This is a genomic window from Thioalkalivibrio sp. ALJ2 (assembly GCF_000378325.1).
Taxonomy (GTDB): Bacteria; Pseudomonadota; Gammaproteobacteria; order Ectothiorhodospirales; family Ectothiorhodospiraceae; genus Thioalkalivibrio.
Genome location: NZ_KB899557.1, coordinates 225,601 through 242,717, shown reverse-complemented (window position 1 = coordinate 242,717; position 17,117 = coordinate 225,601). Strand labels below are relative to the sequence as shown.

Sequence of the window (17,117 nt, the reverse complement as noted above, 5' to 3'; positions counted from 1 at the left end):
CACCCGGCACCGCGAGTACACCCAACAGGCGTCACTTGGCTTACCATGGACTATCCTGCCCCAGCGGCAACAGGAGATCGACCATGAAGACATCTTTGATTCTGACGCTCATCGGACCGGACCACCCGGGACTGGTCAGCGCGGTAGCGGCCCGGGCACGTGCGGCGGGCGGCAACTGGCTGGAGAGTCGGATGGCACATCTGGCCGGGCAGTTTGCCGGGGTGGTACTGCTGGAGGTGGATACCGAGAACGCCGACGCGCTGGAGGCCGCGCTGCGCGGGCTCGAAGGCGACGGGCTGCAGGTGCATATCCAGCGGGGCAGCGAACTGCCGCCGGCGGCGCGGCATCCGGTGGTGCTGGACCTGATCGGGCACGACCGACCGGGAATCGTGCAGGACATTACCGCCGTGCTCTCGCACCACGGCGTAAGTGTCGAGACGCTGGAGACCGCCTGCGAGCCGGGCTCGATGACCGGCGAGCCGATGTTCCGCGCGATGGCCCGCCTGGGCGTTCCCGAGGACCTGGACCTGCACACACTGCAGGATGACCTGGAGGCCCTGGCCAACGAGCTGATGGTCGACCTCGAACTCCACGACCCGCTGCAGGAACCGCCCGAGGCCGTAGCCTGAACACCTCCCGACGCGGGTAGGCAACATCCTGCACCCACAGGCTGCCGTTGAGCGCAGCGAAACGCACCACTTCCCCGCTCGGTGCATCCCCCGATGCGATTCGCTTCGCTCATCACATCCTACGACGCTTCTTCATCCGGTCTGTACGCCAATGGCGTAAAGCGTAACGCCGTTCAACGCGCCACGTCAGGGCGCGGCGCGGTGGCGGCGGGCGGCGTCGAGGCGGCGGACAAAGTCCTGCATCAGGGTGGTGTAGAGCGTTTCGCCGAGGACCTTGTCCTCGATGCCGGCGTCGAGGTTGGGGTTGTCGTTGACCTCGATGACCATCACGCCGCGCGGGGTCTGCTTGAGATCGACGCCGTAGAGGCCATTGCCGATCAGGTTGGCGGCCTTGACGGCCGTCTTGACCACGGCGGCGGGAACGTCCGCCAGTGCCAGCGTGCGAAAGCCGCCCTCGCGCGGGCCGCCCTTGGCGTCGTGATTGACGATCTGCCAGTGCTTGCGCGACATCAGGTACTGTGAGGCGTACAGCGGCTGCCGATTGAGCACCCCGATGCGCCAGTCGAACTCGGTGTAGACGAATTCCTGGGCGAGGATCAGATCGCTCTCCTTCAGCAGGCGCCGGGCAATGGATTCCAGCTCGGCGCGGTCGTTCGCCTTGAATACCCCGCGCGAGAAGCTGCCGTCCGGGATCTTGAGCACCACGGGATAACCGATCTGTTCCTCCGCGCGCAGGATGGTCTCGCGGTTGAGGATCACGGTCTTTGGCGTCGGCACGCGATGGGCGGCCAGGCGCTCGGCCAGATAGACCTTGTTGGTGCAGCGCAGGATGGAGTCGGCGTCGTCGATCACCACCATGCCCTCGGCCTCGGCCTTGCGCGCGAAGCGATAGGTGTAGTGGTCGATGGCCGTGGTCTCGCGGATAAACAGGGCGTCGAACTCCGCCAGCCGTGGCAGATCGCGTGCCTGGATCAGCTCGACATCCATCCCCTGCTCCTGCCCGGCGCGGGCGAAGCGCTTGAGCGTGGCCGGCGTGGACGGGGCCATGGCCTCGTCCGGGTTGTGCAGGATGGCCAGCTCGTAGCGCGCGCTGCGTGCCCCGCGGCGGCGGCGCCAGGGTTTGGAGAGGTAGCGCTCCAGCGCGGCGAAGAAGGCTGGCTCCTGCTCGGGTTCCAGCGCGTTCAGCGCGAACGGGCGAAGGGCGTGGATCTGCCAGCGTCCCTGCAGCCGGAACTCCACCCGGAACATCGACGCGGGGAACAGGGCGAACAGCTGCGCGGCGATCTCCTGCAGTGCCGGCTCGTCGCACTGGCCGAACAGCACGGTCAGCTCCAGGCGCTCGGGCTGCGCGCCCTGGCGGCTGCGGCCCAGAACGCGCGCCACGCGCTCGTCCAGCTCCTCGGTATCCAGGCTGTAGATCGACTTGCGCGACAGGTCCTGCAGGGTGCGCACGCTGGGGATCACCCGGTGCCCGCGCGCCTCCGCCAGCAGCGAGCCGTAGTACCCGGCGGACAGGTAACGCTGGCTGCGGCACAGGTTGATCACACGCAGGGTGGCCGGGTCGTCGGCGGCCGGGCCGCGCAGGTAGTCGTCGATGGCCATGACCGGAAGGTCGGGGAAGTGCGGCTTCCAGTCCGCCCGGCGCTCGACCAGGATGCGGTGCTCAGGCATGCGCGCCCTCCGCCGCCCGGCGCGGGCCGACGATCACCGCTGCCTGCAGGCCCGCGCGGCCGTAGCGCGCCATGCGCTCGAAGTCCGCACGCGCGATCGGCATGTTCACCGAGTCCACCGCGCGCTCCCCTTGCTCCACGTCCACGAACGGGTCATGCACGTAGACAAAGCGCTCGTCGAAACCCGTCACCGTGACCCAGTGCGGGAAGCGCTCGGCATACAGCCGCACGCTGCTGATCAGAACCACTGGCACCCCGCCTTCGCCAAAGCGCGCCTCCAGCTGGGACACGTTCACCGGGCCGTGCACCACCGGCACCCCGAGCTGTTCCAGCTCCTCGACCATGTCCTCCTGCACCAGCTGCATCACCTCCTTCTTCTCCGCGCTGCGCACGGAATCCCCGAACGCCACCCCGCGATCGCGCACCAGCAGTTCCACCTCGAACCCACGATGGGCGGCCGCCAGCGCGAGCCCGTACGGCCCGCAGCCGCCGTGGCCCGAGGTCATAAAAATCGTGGTGGCGTCGCGCCAAAGGCGCAGCTCCAGGCGCCGGTCCAGCTTCAGCGCCGGGTCCACCGCGCGCATCGCCATCATCAGCGCAGCCGGGCCACAGGTGAACTCCAGCGTCTGCGCGTAGTACGGGGCGCGTACCAGCGCCGGATCGGGGCCGGTCGCCAGCGACTTCTGCAGCCGCAGCGCATCCATGTGGTCCTCGTAGTAGTCGTCGATGGTGCCGAAGTCGCGATACCCGAGCCCGCGGAACAGGGCCAGGCTGGCCGCATTGTCGCGCCGCACCTCCAGACGCAGATCGGTCCGCCCGTGCTGGCGCGCCGCGTCTTCCGCCGCCTCCACCAGGCGCCGGCCCAGCCCCTGGCCGCGCGCCCGCGCGCTGACCGCAATCGAGTACAGCCGCGCCAGCGACGTCCCGCGGCTGAACAGCAGCATCACGTAGCCGAGCAGGCCCTCCCCGCCGGGTCCCTCCGCCACCAGCGTGGCCGCATGCCCGCGCGTCAGCAGGTAGCGAAATTGCCGCCGCGAGATGCGATCGATCTCGAACGCCGCATCCTCCAGCGCCACCAGCGCCTCCAGATCCTCCAGCGTGGCCGGACGGATCAAGGGCGATTCCGCGGCGGGCGCGACCCGTTGCTTGACCTGCTGGCTCACGCTCCTCTCCCGGCGGCGGCCCGATCTCCATCGTAGCGCAACCACCGGGCGCCAATAGGCCGCTCCAGCAGGAATATTTGCCGACGGCAAGACCCCGGCTAACGTAGTGCCCCGGACAGTTCGTCCAGGCCGCCGATGGTGGCCGTGGGCTCCTTACCCCAGGGGTCGAACAGGCCCTGCCGCGCCCGGTCAAGCCAGACCGTGCGCATGCCCGCAGCCTGCGCACCGATCACGTCGAAGGGGTTGCCTGAAACCAGCCATGCCTGCCGGGGCAGCGCATTCGCCCGCTGCAGGAAATGCCGGTACACGCGCGGGTCCGGTTTGAAGCAGCCAATCTCGTCCACGCTGACGAGATCCTCGAAGCGATCCGTCAGCCCGCCGTTCCGCAGCAGCCCGATAACCGTCTCGGCCGTCCCGTTGGAGAACGCGAATAGACGGTGTCCCTCCGCCCGCAGCTCGTCCAGGGCCGGCCCTGCATCGGCGAAGGCCGGGAGCTCTCGATAGCGCCGCAACAGCTCCGCCTCCTGCTCCGCTTCGAGCGCGATACCCAGTGCCTCGCAGCAGTACCGCAACGCCTGCTCGGTGCAGGTGTCGAAATCCGCGTACGCCCCCATCAGCCCGCGCCGGAAGGTGTACTCCAGCTGCTTCTCGCGCCAGGCCCGCGCCAGCACCGGCGCCCGGTCGCCCATCCACCCCTCGAGCGTCGCCGCAATCCCCTGCGTATCGATCAGCGTCCCGTACACATCAAACGCCAGCGTCTGCCGCATAGCCCCTCCCGGATGTAACCACCAAACCGCCATCTCGCACTACCGGCCACAAGATGCCAGTATGAGAATTACGCTTGCGCCGGTCATTGCCCCCAGCGATACCAGGAAGATGGTGACATGAAGATCAAAGACCTTATTGACGAAGCCGAGTCCCTGCCCGTGGAAGAGCGCGCTCTGGTGGTCGATTCCCTCCTGCGCAGCCTGACCCCCCCCGATGCGGGCGTGGACCGCAAATGGGCGGAGGTCTCGCGGAAGCGCCTGGAAGAGATCCGCTCGGGCACAGTCGAAGCGATTCCTGGCGAACAGGTCTTCGAGAGGATATGGAGCCGGTTTGAACGATGAGTTTTCGCTTTCACCCGGAAGCGGAGCAAGAACTCACCGAGGCCGTTCAGTACTACGAAGAAATCGAGCCCCGCCTCGGGAACGATTTTGCAGTTGAAGTGTTTGCAGCGGTGCAACGCGCCATCGCCTACCCGCGTGCCTGGACCGTTCTGGAGGGCGAAGTGCGGCGCTCATTCGTGAAGCGGTTTCCGTATGGGGTTCTCTACGCAGAAGAGGACGGGGGCATCCTGATTCTCGCGGTCATGCACCTGCACCGCCACCCGGATTACTGGAAGGAACGCACACGGGAAGGCTGATGACTGCCCCCCAGACAGCGGCAGCCATGCGGCTGGCCAAGGATCTGGACATGCGGGTACGACACGGCACACTGAGTGCGATGTCCCGTCAATCGAAGCACTGGAGTCGTCGATGAGCATGCAGGAGACCATTACCCGGAAGCTGGAGGAGCGCTTTGCGCCCGAGCATCTGGAGGTGGTGAACGAGAGCCACATGCACAACGTGCCGCCGGGTTCGGAGTCGCATTTCAAGGTAACGGTGGTATCCGAGGCCTTTCGCGACCAGAAGCTGATCGCGCGGCACCGGCTGGTGAACCAGGCCCTGGCCGACGAGCTGGCCGGGGGCATCCACGCCCTGGCGCTGCACACGCTGGACCCGGACCAGTGGTTCGAGCGTGCCGGCAAGGTCGCCGACTCCCCGCCCTGCATGGGTGGCGACGGCGGCAAGGCCTGATCGCTTGTCGATGACGGCTAACGCCGCGGCCGACTCGGTCGTGGATGACATCCTGCGCGCCCGGCTGGAGGCGCCCGGGCTGATGGACCTGCTCGGCCAGATCGAGGCCAGCCTGAACCCGGCGGCCAGCCACCCGCCGCTGCCGGGTGTATCCGAGCACCTGGGGCCGGACCGCCACATCGTGCTGTGGCTGATCGACGGCTTTGCCACCCGCTACCGCCGCCACTTGCCGCTACTGGGCACGGACTACGTGACCGACCTCGAGACCGTGTTCCCCAGCACCACGGCGACCGCGATCAGCAGCATCCTGACCGGGCGCACGCCCGCGCAGCACGGCCTGCTCGGCTGGCACACCCGCCTGCCGTCCGCCGAGCGCACGCTGACGGTACTGATGGGCCAGGAGCGCGACGCCGAAGACCGCCCGGCCACACTCGGTTACCGCGAGCTGACCGGCCGCGTACAGCCAGACCGCCTGGTCGACCGGCTCGGCTGCCACACCACCATGATCGGACCGGACTGGATTGGCGGCACCCCGTACAACCGCATGATGAACGGCTCGGCCGCGTTCATCGGCTTCGAGGACCTGTCCGAGCTGCCGGCACGGGTGGCGGCGCACGTGAACGCGACGCCGGGACCGCATTTCACCTATGTGTACTGGTCGGAGCTCGACCACCTGGGCCACACCTATGGCCCGGAGAGCCCGGAGGTGGAACGCCACCTGAAGCAGCTGGACCTGGCCTACACCGCGACCTGCGCGCAGATCCAGCGCCCGGAAAGCGTGTTCCTGACTACCGCCGACCACGGCATGCGCAGCATGGAGCGCCGCCTGGACCTGCGCGAGCACCCGGCGGTGCAGGCCTGCCTGCTTCACCGCCTGACCGGCGAGCCACGCGCGGCCATCGCCCATGTGCGCGAAGGACGCGACACGGACTTCCTGACGGCCCTGGACGCCGCCTTCGGCGCGGACGTAGCCGCAGTCCCCGCCGCTGACTGGCTGGGGCCTGGCACGCTGGGCCTGCCCCCAGGGCATCACCGTGAGCACCCCGAGCTGCGGGCACGCGCCGGCGACTACCTGCTGCTGCCCGCGGAGGACGCCTACCTGGTGGACCCGCCGGACGACGACGAGGGGCCGTTCTTCGTCGGCGCCCACGGCGGCCTGTCGCCGGAAGAGCGGCATATTCCCCTGTTTCTTCGGAATATCGGCCAGTCGCGGTAAACTGCCGGGTTCTGTGCCGGTCAAACGGGCTGGCGCTGGCTGAAACAAGACTGTCCCGAGATCCCATGAACGACACCGCCGACCAGACCTACAACAATGCCGCCCAGCACCTGATCGAGCTGGCGAACCGGCTTGCCGATGACGGCCAGGCCGCTGAAACCGGCGATGTCGCCGACGGCCTGCTGGCCGGTGCCGTGCACTTCTGGCTGTACAGCCGCCAGCCCTGCGGCGATCCGTTGTGCGAGGACTGCGCCCCGTTCTCGGACGCCGAGAGCCGCCTGGCCATGCTGCACGAGCTGATCGACGAGCTGGCGCGCGACAGCGACTACTTCCACGCCACCACCGACACCACCGTCGGCCACGCCTGACCCGCTACGCCCGAACCGATGCCGGTCACGCCCTTTCGCCCCGGGACCGATACCTGGTTCGGCGAGGCCTTCGGGCAGGCGACCGCGATCCAGTCGCGCGGCTGGCCCGCGATCCGGGCCGGCCACCACTGCCTGCTGATCGCCCCCACCGGCAGCGGCAAGACCCTCGCCGCTTTCCTCAGCGCCATTGACCGCCTGACCGGCGAGCCAGCACCGGATGCCCGTCACGGCTACTCGGTGCTGTACATCTCGCCGCTGAAGGCGCTGGCCACCGACATCGAACGCAACCTGCGCGCCCCGCTGACCGGGATCGCGCAGACCGCCGCGCGCCTTAGCGAAACCCCAGGCGAGCCGGTAGTACACGTCCGCACCGGCGACACCCCGCAGGCCGAGCGCCGCGCGCAGGCGCGCGAACCCGGCGACATCCTGGTGACCACGCCGGAATCGCTGTACCTGCTGTTGGGCTCGAAGGCCGCCGAAAACCTCGAGTCCATCCACACGGTGATCATCGACGAGGTGCATGCGCTGGCCGGCAACAAGCGCGGAGCGCACCTCGCCCTGTCACTGGAACGGCTGGCCGAACGCTGTGGCGAGGACCCGCAGCGCATCGGGTTGTCCGCCACCGTGCACCCGGTGGAGGTGGCGCGCGGCTTCCTCGGCGGCGACCGCGAGGTGGAGGTGATCGACGCCGCCGAGCCACCGCGCCTGGACCTCGAGATCCTTGCCCCCGAGGAGCCACCCGCCGAGCACGCACCCGCCACCGTCGAGGGCCCGGATACGACGAGCCCCTCAGCCGGCCCGATCCCGTCCGGCTCCATCCTCGGCGCGGTCTACGGCCAGGGCACCGGGCAGCTCCCCACCGCTGGCGGCGACCGCGCCGCACGCCTGGAGCCGCGCCTGCTGGCCGCGATCCTGGAGCACAGCTCCACCATCGTGTTCGTGAACAGCCGCGGGCTGTGCGAGCGTCTGGTCCAGCGCATCAACGAGGCCTGGCGCGAGCAGCAGCCGGAGGATGCCGAACCGGTGGAGGATCTGGTCGCCGCTCACCACGGCAGCGTGTCCCACGAGCGCCGCGCCGAGATCGAGGGCCGGCTGAAGACCGGGCGCCTGCGCGGCATCGTCGCGACCAGCTCGCTGGAACTGGGCATCGACATGGGCGCGGTGGACCTGGTGATCATGGTCGAATCCCCCGGCGCGGTCGCCCGTGGGCTGCAGCGCGCCGGGCGTGCCGGGCACGGCGTGGGCCAGGTCTCGCGCTCGCTGCTGCTGCCGCGCTTTCGCGGCGACCTGCTCGAATGCGCGGTGATCGGCGAGCGCATGCAGGCCGGCGCGCTGGAACCGATCCACGCCCCGCACAACCCGCTGGACGTGCTGGCCCAGCAACTCGTCGCGATGGTCTGCGAACGCCCGCGCACGGTGGACGAGCTGCACGCGCTGGTCCGCCGCGCCGCACCCTGGCGCGAGCTGTCGCGGGCGCTGCTCGAGGCCACGCTGGACATGCTCTCCGGCCATTACCCGAGCACCGACTTTGCCGACCTGCGCCCCTGGCTCGCCTGGGACCGCGCCCGCGACGAGCTGACCCCGCGCCGAGGAGCGGCACTGGCCGCGCGCCTGAACGCCGGGACCATCCCCGACCGCGGGCTGTACGGCGTGCATGTCGGCGAGGGCGGGCCGCGCATCGGCGAACTGGACGAGGAGATGGTGTTCGAGCTGAAGACCGGCGAGAACGTGACCCTGGGTGCCAGCACCTGGCACGTGGAGGCGATTACCCGCGACCGCGTGCTCGTCTCCCCCGCCCCCGGCGAGGTCGGCAAGCTGCCGTTCTGGCATGGCGACGGCCCCGGCCGCCCGATCCAGCTCGGCCAGGCCATCGGCGCCGCGACCGAGCGGCTGGCCCGCATGAACCGCGCCGAACGCACGACCTGGCTCAGGGAACACGCGCCACTGTCGGAGGCGGCGGTCGAGACCCTGTGCGACTACATCGACGAGCAGCGCGAGGCCACCAGACAGCTGCCCTCCGACCAGCGCATCGTGGTCGAGCGCTTCCGCGACGAGGTCGGCGACTGGCGCGTCTGCATCCTGACCCCGTTTGGCGCGCGCGTGCACGCCCCCTGGGCGCTGGCCCTGCAGGGCGCGCTGACCAGCCGCTCCGGCTTCGAGGTGCAGGTGATGTACACCGACGACGGCATCGTGCTGCGCCTGGCCGACAGCGAGGACCTGCCCGATCTGGACAGCCTGTTCCCCGACCCGGAGGAGCTGGAGGAGGCGGTCACCCGCGAGCTGGGCAACTCCACGCTGTTCGCCAGCGCCTTTCGCGAGAACGCGGCACGCGCCCTGCTGCTGGTACGCAACCGCCCCGGCCAGCGCACCCCGCTGTGGGCGCAGCGCCTGAAGTCGCAGCAGCTGCTGGCCTCGGTGCGCGAGTACGCGAGCTTCCCGGTGGTGCTGGAGACCTACCGCCAGGTGCTGGCCGACGTGTTCGACCTGGACGCCCTGCGCCAGATCCTGCGCGGCGTGCAGGAACGCCGCATCCGCGTGCACGAGGTGGAGACGCCGCAGGCCTCCCCGTTCGCCCGCAGCCTGGTGTTCGCCTATGTCGCGGCCTACATCTACGAGCAGGACGCGCCGATGGCCGAGCGCAAGGCCCAGGCGCTCACGCTCGACCGCGGCATGCTGGCCGAACTGCTGGGCCAGGCCGAGCTGCGCGAACTGATCGACCCCGAGGCCCTGGCCGAGCTGGAGGCCGAGCTGGCGCACGCCACCGAGGCGACCCGGGTGCCGGACGCCGACGCCCTGCACGACCTGCTGCGCCGGCGCGGGGACCTGAGCCCGGACGAAGTGGCGGCCGCCTGTGCCGAGGCACCGGGGCCGTGGCTGGAACAGCTCGCCCGGTCCCTGCGCGCGGTGGAGGTGCGCATCGCCGGCGAGTCGCGCTGGATCGCGGCCGAGGACGCCGCGCTCTACCGCGATGCCCTCGGCGTGGTGCCCCCGCCCGGCCTGCCCGCCGCCTTCCTGGAACCGCCGCAGCGCCCGCTGGAACAGCTGCTGCGCCGCTACGCCCGTACCCACGGACCTTTCCGCAACGAGGACCTGGGCGCTCGCTACGGCCTCGCGCCGGGCGCACTGCTGCCGGCGCTCGAGAGCCTGGAGCGCGCCGGCGTACTGCTGCGCGGCGAGATCCGCCCGCAGGGCACCGGCGAGGACTGGTGCGAACTGGACATCCTGCGGCGGCTGAAGCGCCGCACCCTAGCGCGGCTGCGCGACGAGGCGGCGGCGGTGGACGCCCGCGCACTGGGCCGCTTCCTGCCGGCCTGGCAGGGTCTGACCGAACCCGGACGCGGGGCCGGCGCCCTGCGCGACACGCTGACGCAACTGGAGGGCATCGCCCTGCCCTGGTCCGCCTGGACCGCCCACGTACTGCCGATGCGGGTGCGCGACTTCTCGCTGGATGCGCTCGACCGCATCACCGCCTCCGGGGAGTTCGTCTGGGTGGGCAGTGGTGCGCTGGGCCAGCGCGACGGGCGCCTCCGCTTCCTGCGCCGCGAACAGGCGATGGTGCTGCTGGAACCGGAGGCCGGTGCCGCGGATACCCCCGCCAGCGACGACCCGCTGGCGCAGGCGATCCTGGAGGCCCTGGACCGGCGCGGCGCCTGCTTCTACCTGGAGCTGGAACGCGCAGCCCGGACGGCGCAGCCGGACGCCCGCCAGGACGCGATCGAAACCGCGATCTGGGACCTGGTCTGGGCCGGGCAGATCACCAACGACACCTTCGCGCCGCTGCGCAGCCTCGGTCAGCGCCGGACCTCCGCGCGCGGCCGGCGACGCCCGGGACAGGGTCTGGCGGGCGGGCGCTGGTCACGGGTCGCCGAGCTGATCGACCCCGGCGTGTCGCTGACCGAACGCGCCCGCGAACAGGCCGAGAACCTGCTGGCCCGGTACGGCGTGGTCAGCCGCGAGATGGCCCGCGCCGAGGGCCTGCCGGGCGGCTTCGGGCGCGTGTATCCCGTCTACCGCGCGATGGAGGACGCCGGCAAGCTGCGCCGTGGCCACTTCGTCGAGGGCCTGACCGGCGCTCAGTTCGCCCGCGCCGGCGCAGTGGACCGCCTGCGCGCCCTGGAACGCGCGGCCGACGACACCCCCGAGCCGCAGTGGCTGGCGAGCGTCGACCCGGCCAGCCCCTGGGGCCAGCTCCTGCCCTGGCCGCAGCCGCCGGAAGCGGCCGAGGGCCGCCTGCGCCGCGTGGCCGGGGCGCTGGTCGCGCTGGCCGGCGGCCAGCCGCTGCTGTACCTGGCCGCCTCCGGTCGCCAGCTGTTCGTCTGGGAGACCATCCCCGGCATCGACACCGCGGAGGAGCACGCCGCCCTCGTCACCGAGGCCATCCGCCAGCTCGCCGGGAGCCGCTGGCTGCCGAAGCGCCGCGGCGTCACCATCGAGAGCATCAACGGCGAACCGGCGCGCCAGTCCCCGTTCGCCGCCGCCCTGCGTGCCGGCGGCGCCCTGGGCGAGGTCCGCGGCCTGCGCCTGGAGCCACCCGCCGGCCGCCGTTGATGCGATTCGCTGCGCTCATCGGCATCCTACCGTGACATCGGCGCGGCCTAGGGTGCGTTGAGCCCTGCGAAACGCACCGTTCGCCCGGAATCTCTCGAAGCTCGAACGGCTGCCCCAACCCATCGGCATATCGCAGTCGCCCATCACACGAGCCCGGGCAAAAAACGCCTGTCTGGCTGGACACTCGCACCACCGGTACGGCAGAATCCCGTTCATTCGATGCACCTTCCATTTTTGGTGCAATCGCGTCCATTCACGACAGGATCGCTGCCGATTCCGCCCATCATGCCTTCTATCCTGCTACTCAACGGCCCCAACCTGAACCTGCTGGGACAGCGGGAGCCGGAGCGGTACGGGCACCATACGCTGGCGGACATCGAGGCCGACCTGACTGCGCACGCCCAGGCCGCCGGGGAGACCCTGGCCTGCTTTCAGAGCAACCACGAGGGCGAGCTGATCGACCGCATCCATGCGGCACGCAACGAGGGCGTACGCCGCATCCTGATCAACCCGGGCGGCCTGACGCACACCAGCGTAAGCCTGCGCGACGCCCTGCTGGGCGTCGACATCCCGTTTTACGAGATTCACATCAGCAACATCCACGCGCGCGAGGCGTTTCGTCATACTTCGCGCCTGGCCGATGTCGCCGCCGGCACCCTGAGCGGGTTCGGCGTCATCGGCTACCGGATGGCACTGGACGCGGCAATCGCGGCCCTCAAGGAGTCATAGACACCCCATGGATATTCGCAAGGTCAAGAAACTGATCGATCTGCTCGACGAGAGCGGCATCCACGAGATCGAGATCCACGAAGGCGAGGAATCGGTGCGCATCACCCGTTCGCCGAGCGGCTCCGCCGTGGCCGCCGCCCCGGCAGCGATGCCCGCCCCGGCACCGGCCGCCGCCCCGGCCGCCCCGGCGGGCGAGGCCGCGGCACCGGCGGCGCCGGAAGTGGACGGCCACCCGGTCACCGCGCCGATGGTCGGCACCTTCTACCGTGCCCCGAGTCCCGGCGCGAAGCCCTTTGTCGAGGTCGGCCAGACGGTAGAGGTCGGCGAGACGCTGTGCATCATCGAGGCGATGAAGATGCTCAACCCCATCGAGGCGGACCAGGCCGGCACCATCCGCGACATCCTGGTCGAGAACGGCAACCCGGTGGAATACGGCCAGCCCCTGTTCATCATCGGCTGACGCCCCCCCGACTTCGCTGCCTACAGGTCCGAGCATGTTTGAAAAGATTCTGATCGCCAACCGCGGCGAGATCGCCCTGCGGGTCCTGCGCACCTGCCGCGAGATGGGCATTGCGACGGTCGCGGTGCACTCCAGCGCCGACCGCGACCTGAAGCACGTGCGCCTGGCCGACGAGTCGGTCTGCATCGGGCCGGCCGCCTCCGGCGAGAGCTACCTGAACATCCCCGCGCTGATCGCCGCGGCCGAGGTCACCGATGCCGGCGCGATCCACCCCGGCTACGGTTTCCTGTCGGAGAACGCGGACTTCGCCGAGCGCGTGGAGTCCTCGGGCTTTGCCTTTATCGGCCCGCGCGCCGAGACGATTCGCCTGATGGGCGACAAGGTCTCAGCCAAGCAGGCGATGCAGGATGCCGGCGTCCCCTGTGTGCCCGGCTCCGGCGGCGCGCTGACCGACGACGCCGACACCAACATGGCGCTGGCCCGCGAGATTGGCTACCCGGTGATCATCAAGGCCGCCGCGGGCGGCGGTGGCCGCGGCATGCGCGTGGTGCACACCGAGGGCGCGCTGCTGCATTCGATCTCGCTGACCCGCAGCGAGGCCCAGCAGGGGTTCGGCAACGACACCCTGTACATGGAGAAGTACCTCGAGCACCCGCGCCACGTGGAGTTCCAGATCCTCTCCGACAGCCACGGCAACGCCATCTGCCTGGGCGAGCGCGACTGCTCGATGCAGCGCCGCCACCAGAAGGTGATCGAGGAGGCCCCGGCACCGGGCATCACCGACGAACAGCGTCAGGCCATGAGCGAGCGGCTGGTGCGGGCCTGCCAGGAGATCGGCTACCGCGGCGCCGGGACCTTCGAGTTCCTGTACGAGAACGGCGAGTTCTACTTCATCGAGATGAACACCCGGCTGCAGGTCGAGCACACGGTGACCGAGCAGGTCACCGGTATCGACCTGGTGCGCGAACAGATTCTCATCGCGGCGGGCGAACCGCTGTCCCTGACCCAGGATCAGGTGGAGATCCGCGGGCACGCGATCGAGTGCCGCATCAACGCCGAGAACCCGGCCACGTTCATCCCCAGCCCGGGCACCATCCAGCAGTATCACGCCCCGGGCGGGCTCGGCATCCGCATGGACACCCACATCTACAACGGCTACGCGGTGCCGCCCTACTACGACTCGATGATCGGCAAGCTGATCGCCCACGGGTTTGACCGCAAGATCGCAATCGCCCGCATGCGCGGCGCGCTCGGCGAGATCGTGATCGACGGGATCGAGACCAACATCGCCCTGCACAGCGAGCTGATGAATGATGCGAACTTCCAGAACGGTGGGACCGATATCCACTACCTGGAGAAGAAGCTGAAGTCGCTGACCTGATGAGCCTCGCCGAGCTGCAGTGCCAGATTGCCCCGGAGCAGGCCGAGCCCCTGGAGGATGCCCTGTTCGAGCTTGGCGCCGTCAGCGTGGAGCTCCACGACGGCGCCGACGAGCCGCTGTTCGAGCCCCCGCTGGGTACCCATCCGCTTTGGTCCAGCGTGTGCCTGAAGGCCGTGTTCGCCGACGCCACCCAGGCCGAGCTGGCCGCCGCCTCGCTGGAGCGACTCCAGCCGGCGCCGGAATCCATCTCCGTGGTCGCGATCGAGGATCAGGACTGGGTGCGCGCAGGGCTCGATGGCCTGGGCGCCATCCACTGCGGGGGCCCGCTGTGGATCGTGCCCTCCTGGGAGACCCCGCCCGACGTCGAGGATGGCGTGTTCGTGCATCTCGACCCGGGCCTGGCCTTTGGCACCGGCAATCACCCGACCACCGCGATGTGCCTGAAATCACTGGCGGCGAACCCGCCACGCGACCAGCAGGTGCTCGACTACGGCTGCGGCTCCGGCATCCTCGCGATCGCGGCGCTGAAGCTGGGGGCACGACATGCAGTGGGCACCGACATCGACCGCCAGGCCGTCCAGGCCACCTACAGCAATGCGGCGGAAAACGACATCTCCGAGGACCGGATCGAGGTCGGACTGACCGATCACCCGGTACCCAATGCCGGCTTTGATCTGGTTATTGCCAACATCCTGGCCAAGCCCCTGATCGACCTCGCCCCGGAACTGGCCCGCGCGGCCCGCCCGGGGGCACGCCTGCTGCTGGCCGGCCTGCTGGAGCGCCAGGCCGACGAGGTCATGGCGGCCTACGCGGACGCCTTCGACATCGGGATCGAGGACACCCGCGAGGGCTGGGCCCTGCTCAGCGGGCGCCGGCGCTAGCGTATGCGCCCGCGACCGGTCTTCTGGCACGGCTGACCGGAGCCCCTCGCGATGCTCGCCCGCTGTCCCCATTGTGGGGTTGCCCACACCCTGACCCGCGGCGAAGAGCTACGACTGGACCGGGCACATTGTGATGCCTGCGGTGCGGACTTTGCGCTGTTCGTGGCACTCGAGATCGGCGGCGCCGGCGAACGGGCAACCGGCCCCGGCATCTCGGCGGTGCGCCACACTGCCTCCCTGGATATCGAGCGCAGCCCCCGGCGCCAGACACTGGAACTCGATATCGATACCCGCCCCGGGCAGACCACGGCATTTCCGGGACGACGCCCGGGGCGGGCCTTCGCTGCCTTTCTGGCCCTCCTGCTGCTCGCCCTCCTCGCCCTGCAACTCCTGCTGGCGCCGCCGGTGCCCCCGGGGGCCTGGAGCGGACTGGACGACGCCCGGGCGAGTCTCTGTGCCACCCCGCGGGTCGAGGATCTCTGCCCGCCATGGGAACCTGGGCGCGAACCGGCACGCATCCGCGTCTCCTCCCCCGACCTGCACCTCGCCAACGCGGGAGACCTGTCCATGCGCTTTGAGCTGGAAAGCCCACTGCAACAGGGATGGCCGGTCATAGACGTTTGGCTGTCGGACCGACTGGGGACACCCCGCGGCCATTGGCGACTCCATCCGGCGGACGGCCATGCCAACCTTCAGGCACCGATGGCGGCGGGTCACCGCTATGCGATCGAGATCGAATTACCTGATACCGGGCCGCACATCACCGGGGCCCACATCACGCTGCACTGACCCCGCCCCGCTCAACGCTGCTAGACTCTCGGGTTTTACCCTGCTGGTTCGAAATCCCGCATGCAGCTCGGCCCCCACCATTTCCCCGGCCCACCCGTGTTCCTGGCCCCGATGGCCGGGGTCAGTGACCGGCCGTTGCGCCTGATCGCGCGGCGCCTGGGCGCGAGCGCGGCTGTCTCGGAGATGGTCACCTCGGACACGCGCCTGTGGGGCAGCGACAAGAGCCGGCACCGGCTGGACCACCGCCAGGAACCCCGCCCGCGCATCGTGCAACTGCTGGGCAACGAACCCGAACCGCTGGCCGAGGCCGCGCGCGAGAACGTGCGCCGCGGGGCGGACGTGATCGACCTGAACCTCGGCTGCCCCGCCAAGAAGGTCTGCAGCAAGGCCGCAGGCTCGGCCCTGCTGGGGGAACCGGAGCGGGTACGCGAGCTGCTGACCGCACTGGTGGAAAGCGTCGAGGTCCCGGTCACGCTGAAGATGCGCCTGGGGCTGGATCGCGAGCGGATCAACGCCGAGACCATCGCGGGCATCGCGCAGGATTGCGGCATCGCGATGCTGACCGTGCACGGGCGCACCCGCGCCGACGCCTATCGGGGCACGGCCGACTACGAGGCCATCGCGCGTGTGGTACGCGCCGTTTCCATCCCGGTGCTGGCCAACGGCGATGTAGTCGACATCGACAGTGCGCGCCGGGCGCTCGCAACCACCGGCGCGACCGGACTGATGATCGGGCGCGGGGCACAGGGGCGCCCCTGGCTGCCCGGCCAGATCCGCGCCGCCCTGGCCGGCGAACCGGTGCCAGCCGACCCGGCATGGGATACGCTTCTTGCGCTGATCGAGGAGCATTTGCAGGCATTGCATGCGCAATACGGCGAAATGCAGGGCGTGCGTATCGCGCGCAAGCACCTGGGCTGGTATCTTCAGCACATGGGTCTCGGGGAGGACCCAACCCGGGCGGCACGGGCTTCCCTTCTCGCCGCCACTACCGCTAGTGAACAGCTTGGGCGCCTGCGCGCCATTCTGTCAGGAATCACAAGCGAGGCCGCATGAGGATGGACGTACCCTCTTTAGAACAAGAACAAAGCGGGGAACCGGTATCAAAAGCGGGGAACCGGTATCATCCGGCAACCTCGCGTCGGGCTGCGTACTCGCCGAGTCGGTGCGCAATGCGCTGGACCAGTATTTCGAGACGCTGGACGGGCAGAGTAGTCACGACCTCTATGCGCTCGTAATGAACGAGGTCGAGCGCCCGCTACTGGCCTGCGTGCTGGAGCGCTGCAACGGCAACCAGAGCCGGGCGGCGGCGCTTCTGGGGCTCAACCGCGCCACGCTGCGCAAGAAGCTGCGTGCCCATGGCCTGATCAGCGAGAACGGCCACGGGAACGGAAACGGGAACGGCGCCCAGCGCTAACTCACCCCGCCGGACCCGGCACACGCCCGCC

General features: G+C 69.7%; 16 protein-coding genes and 1 pseudogene. 14 read left to right on the top strand and 3 right to left on the bottom strand.

Annotation, left to right across the window (positions count from 1 at the left end):
- Positions 1–83 precede the first annotated feature (83 nt).
- A complete protein-coding gene (locus F468_RS0110265) occupies positions 84–629 on the top strand; it encodes a glycine cleavage system protein R (protein WP_018138970.1) in 546 nt (181 codons plus the stop codon).
- 186 nt (positions 630–815) lie between these two features.
- On the opposite strand, the gene F468_RS0110260 is transcribed toward F468_RS0110265, so the two are convergent.
- From F468_RS0110260 to F468_RS0110250, 3 genes are all read right to left on the bottom strand, one after another.
- Positions 816–2,300: a RimK family protein gene (locus tag F468_RS0110260; protein WP_018995085.1), complete on the bottom strand. Its 1,485-nt coding sequence runs from the start codon at positions 2,298–2,300 to the stop codon at positions 816–818.
- Positions 2,293–3,462 carry a GNAT family N-acetyltransferase/peptidase C39 family protein gene (locus F468_RS0110255; protein ID WP_018138968.1) on the bottom strand — a complete coding sequence of 390 codons (1,170 nt, stop codon included), beginning with the start codon at positions 3,460–3,462 and terminating at the stop codon, positions 2,293–2,295. The genes F468_RS0110260 and F468_RS0110255 overlap by 8 nt, the downstream gene beginning before the upstream one ends.
- A 98-nt stretch (positions 3,463–3,560) precedes the next feature.
- Positions 3,561–4,229, bottom strand: coding sequence for a haloacid dehalogenase type II (locus F468_RS0110250; protein WP_018138967.1), 669 nt, complete (start codon positions 4,227–4,229; stop codon positions 3,561–3,563).
- A gap of 117 nt (positions 4,230–4,346) precedes the next feature.
- On the opposite strand from F468_RS0110250, the gene F468_RS0110245 reads away from it, so the two are divergent.
- From F468_RS0110245 to F468_RS13760, 13 genes and pseudogenes are all read left to right on the top strand, one after another.
- Positions 4,347–4,571 (top strand): addiction module protein, encoded by a 225-nt coding sequence (locus F468_RS0110245; RefSeq protein WP_018995084.1) that lies wholly within the window; start codon positions 4,347–4,349, stop codon positions 4,569–4,571.
- Positions 4,568–4,867 (top strand): type II toxin-antitoxin system RelE/ParE family toxin, encoded by a 300-nt coding sequence (locus F468_RS0110240; RefSeq protein ID WP_018995083.1) that lies wholly within the window; start codon positions 4,568–4,570, stop codon positions 4,865–4,867. Before F468_RS0110245 ends, F468_RS0110240 begins: the two co-directional genes overlap by 4 nt.
- A 112-nt stretch (positions 4,868–4,979) precedes the next feature.
- Positions 4,980–5,300, top strand: a complete 321-nt coding sequence (locus F468_RS0110235; protein ID WP_017925236.1) for a BolA family transcriptional regulator — start codon at positions 4,980–4,982, stop codon at positions 5,298–5,300.
- Positions 5,301–5,310: 10 nt separating this feature from the next.
- Positions 5,311–6,516, top strand: coding sequence for an alkaline phosphatase family protein (locus tag F468_RS0110230; RefSeq protein ID WP_018995082.1), 1,206 nt, complete (start codon positions 5,311–5,313; stop codon positions 6,514–6,516).
- 65 nt (positions 6,517–6,581) lie between these two features.
- Entirely contained in the window at positions 6,582–6,884 is a 303-nt protein-coding gene (locus F468_RS0110225; protein WP_018865618.1) for a hypothetical protein, read from the top strand.
- Between the two features lie 18 nt (positions 6,885–6,902).
- Entirely contained in the window at positions 6,903–11,432 is a 4,530-nt protein-coding gene (locus F468_RS0110220) for a DEAD/DEAH box helicase (RefSeq protein WP_018995081.1), read from the top strand.
- A gap of 285 nt (positions 11,433–11,717) precedes the next feature.
- On the top strand, positions 11,718–12,161 hold the full coding sequence (aroQ, locus tag F468_RS0110215) for a type II 3-dehydroquinate dehydratase (protein WP_018993186.1): 444 nt from the start codon (positions 11,718–11,720) through the stop codon (positions 12,159–12,161).
- Between the two features lie 7 nt (positions 12,162–12,168).
- Positions 12,169–12,621: an acetyl-CoA carboxylase biotin carboxyl carrier protein gene (accB, locus tag F468_RS0110210; RefSeq protein ID WP_018138960.1), complete on the top strand. Its 453-nt coding sequence runs from the start codon at positions 12,169–12,171 to the stop codon at positions 12,619–12,621.
- Positions 12,622–12,655: 34 nt separating this feature from the next.
- The gene (accC, locus tag F468_RS0110205; protein ID WP_018138959.1) at positions 12,656–14,002 is read left to right on the top strand and encodes an acetyl-CoA carboxylase biotin carboxylase subunit; all 1,347 of its coding nucleotides are present in this window, start codon (positions 12,656–12,658) and stop codon (positions 14,000–14,002) included.
- A complete protein-coding gene (gene prmA, locus F468_RS0110200) occupies positions 14,002–14,883 on the top strand; it encodes a 50S ribosomal protein L11 methyltransferase (protein WP_018138958.1) in 882 nt (293 codons plus the stop codon). Before accC ends, prmA begins: the two co-directional genes overlap by 1 nt.
- A gap of 51 nt (positions 14,884–14,934) precedes the next feature.
- Positions 14,935–15,672, top strand: a complete 738-nt coding sequence (locus F468_RS0110195; protein ID WP_018138957.1) for a hypothetical protein — start codon at positions 14,935–14,937, stop codon at positions 15,670–15,672.
- 60 nt (positions 15,673–15,732) lie between these two features.
- Positions 15,733–16,725, top strand: a complete 993-nt coding sequence (dusB, locus tag F468_RS0110190) for a tRNA dihydrouridine synthase DusB (RefSeq protein WP_018995080.1) — start codon at positions 15,733–15,735, stop codon at positions 16,723–16,725.
- 2 nt (positions 16,726–16,727) lie between these two features.
- A pseudogene (locus F468_RS13760) lies at positions 16,728–17,086 on the top strand (helix-turn-helix domain-containing protein).
- Positions 17,087–17,117 lie beyond the last annotated feature (31 nt).

Coding starts and splice junctions, on each gene's coding strand:
- F468_RS0110265 (WP_018138970.1), top strand. CDS start 84: ATGAAGACATCTTTGATTCTGACGCTCATCGGACCGGACCACCCGGGA.
- F468_RS0110260 (WP_018995085.1), bottom strand. CDS start 2,300: ATGCCTGAGCACCGCATCCTGGTCGAGCGCCGGGCGGACTGGAAGCCG.
- F468_RS0110250 (WP_018138967.1), bottom strand. CDS start 4,229: ATGCGGCAGACGCTGGCGTTTGATGTGTACGGGACGCTGATCGATACG.
- F468_RS0110245 (WP_018995084.1), top strand. CDS start 4,347: ATGAAGATCAAAGACCTTATTGACGAAGCCGAGTCCCTGCCCGTGGAA.
- F468_RS0110240 (WP_018995083.1), top strand. CDS start 4,568: ATGAGTTTTCGCTTTCACCCGGAAGCGGAGCAAGAACTCACCGAGGCC.
- F468_RS0110235 (WP_017925236.1), top strand. CDS start 4,980: ATGAGCATGCAGGAGACCATTACCCGGAAGCTGGAGGAGCGCTTTGCG.
- F468_RS0110230 (WP_018995082.1), top strand. CDS start 5,311: ATGACGGCTAACGCCGCGGCCGACTCGGTCGTGGATGACATCCTGCGC.
- F468_RS0110225 (WP_018865618.1), top strand. CDS start 6,582: ATGAACGACACCGCCGACCAGACCTACAACAATGCCGCCCAGCACCTG.
- F468_RS0110220 (WP_018995081.1), top strand. CDS start 6,903: ATGCCGGTCACGCCCTTTCGCCCCGGGACCGATACCTGGTTCGGCGAG.
- aroQ (WP_018993186.1), top strand. CDS start 11,718: ATGCCTTCTATCCTGCTACTCAACGGCCCCAACCTGAACCTGCTGGGA.
- accB (WP_018138960.1), top strand. CDS start 12,169: ATGGATATTCGCAAGGTCAAGAAACTGATCGATCTGCTCGACGAGAGC.
- accC (WP_018138959.1), top strand. CDS start 12,656: ATGTTTGAAAAGATTCTGATCGCCAACCGCGGCGAGATCGCCCTGCGG.
- prmA (WP_018138958.1), top strand. CDS start 14,002: ATGAGCCTCGCCGAGCTGCAGTGCCAGATTGCCCCGGAGCAGGCCGAG.
- F468_RS0110195 (WP_018138957.1), top strand. CDS start 14,935: ATGCTCGCCCGCTGTCCCCATTGTGGGGTTGCCCACACCCTGACCCGC.
- dusB (WP_018995080.1), top strand. CDS start 15,733: ATGCAGCTCGGCCCCCACCATTTCCCCGGCCCACCCGTGTTCCTGGCC.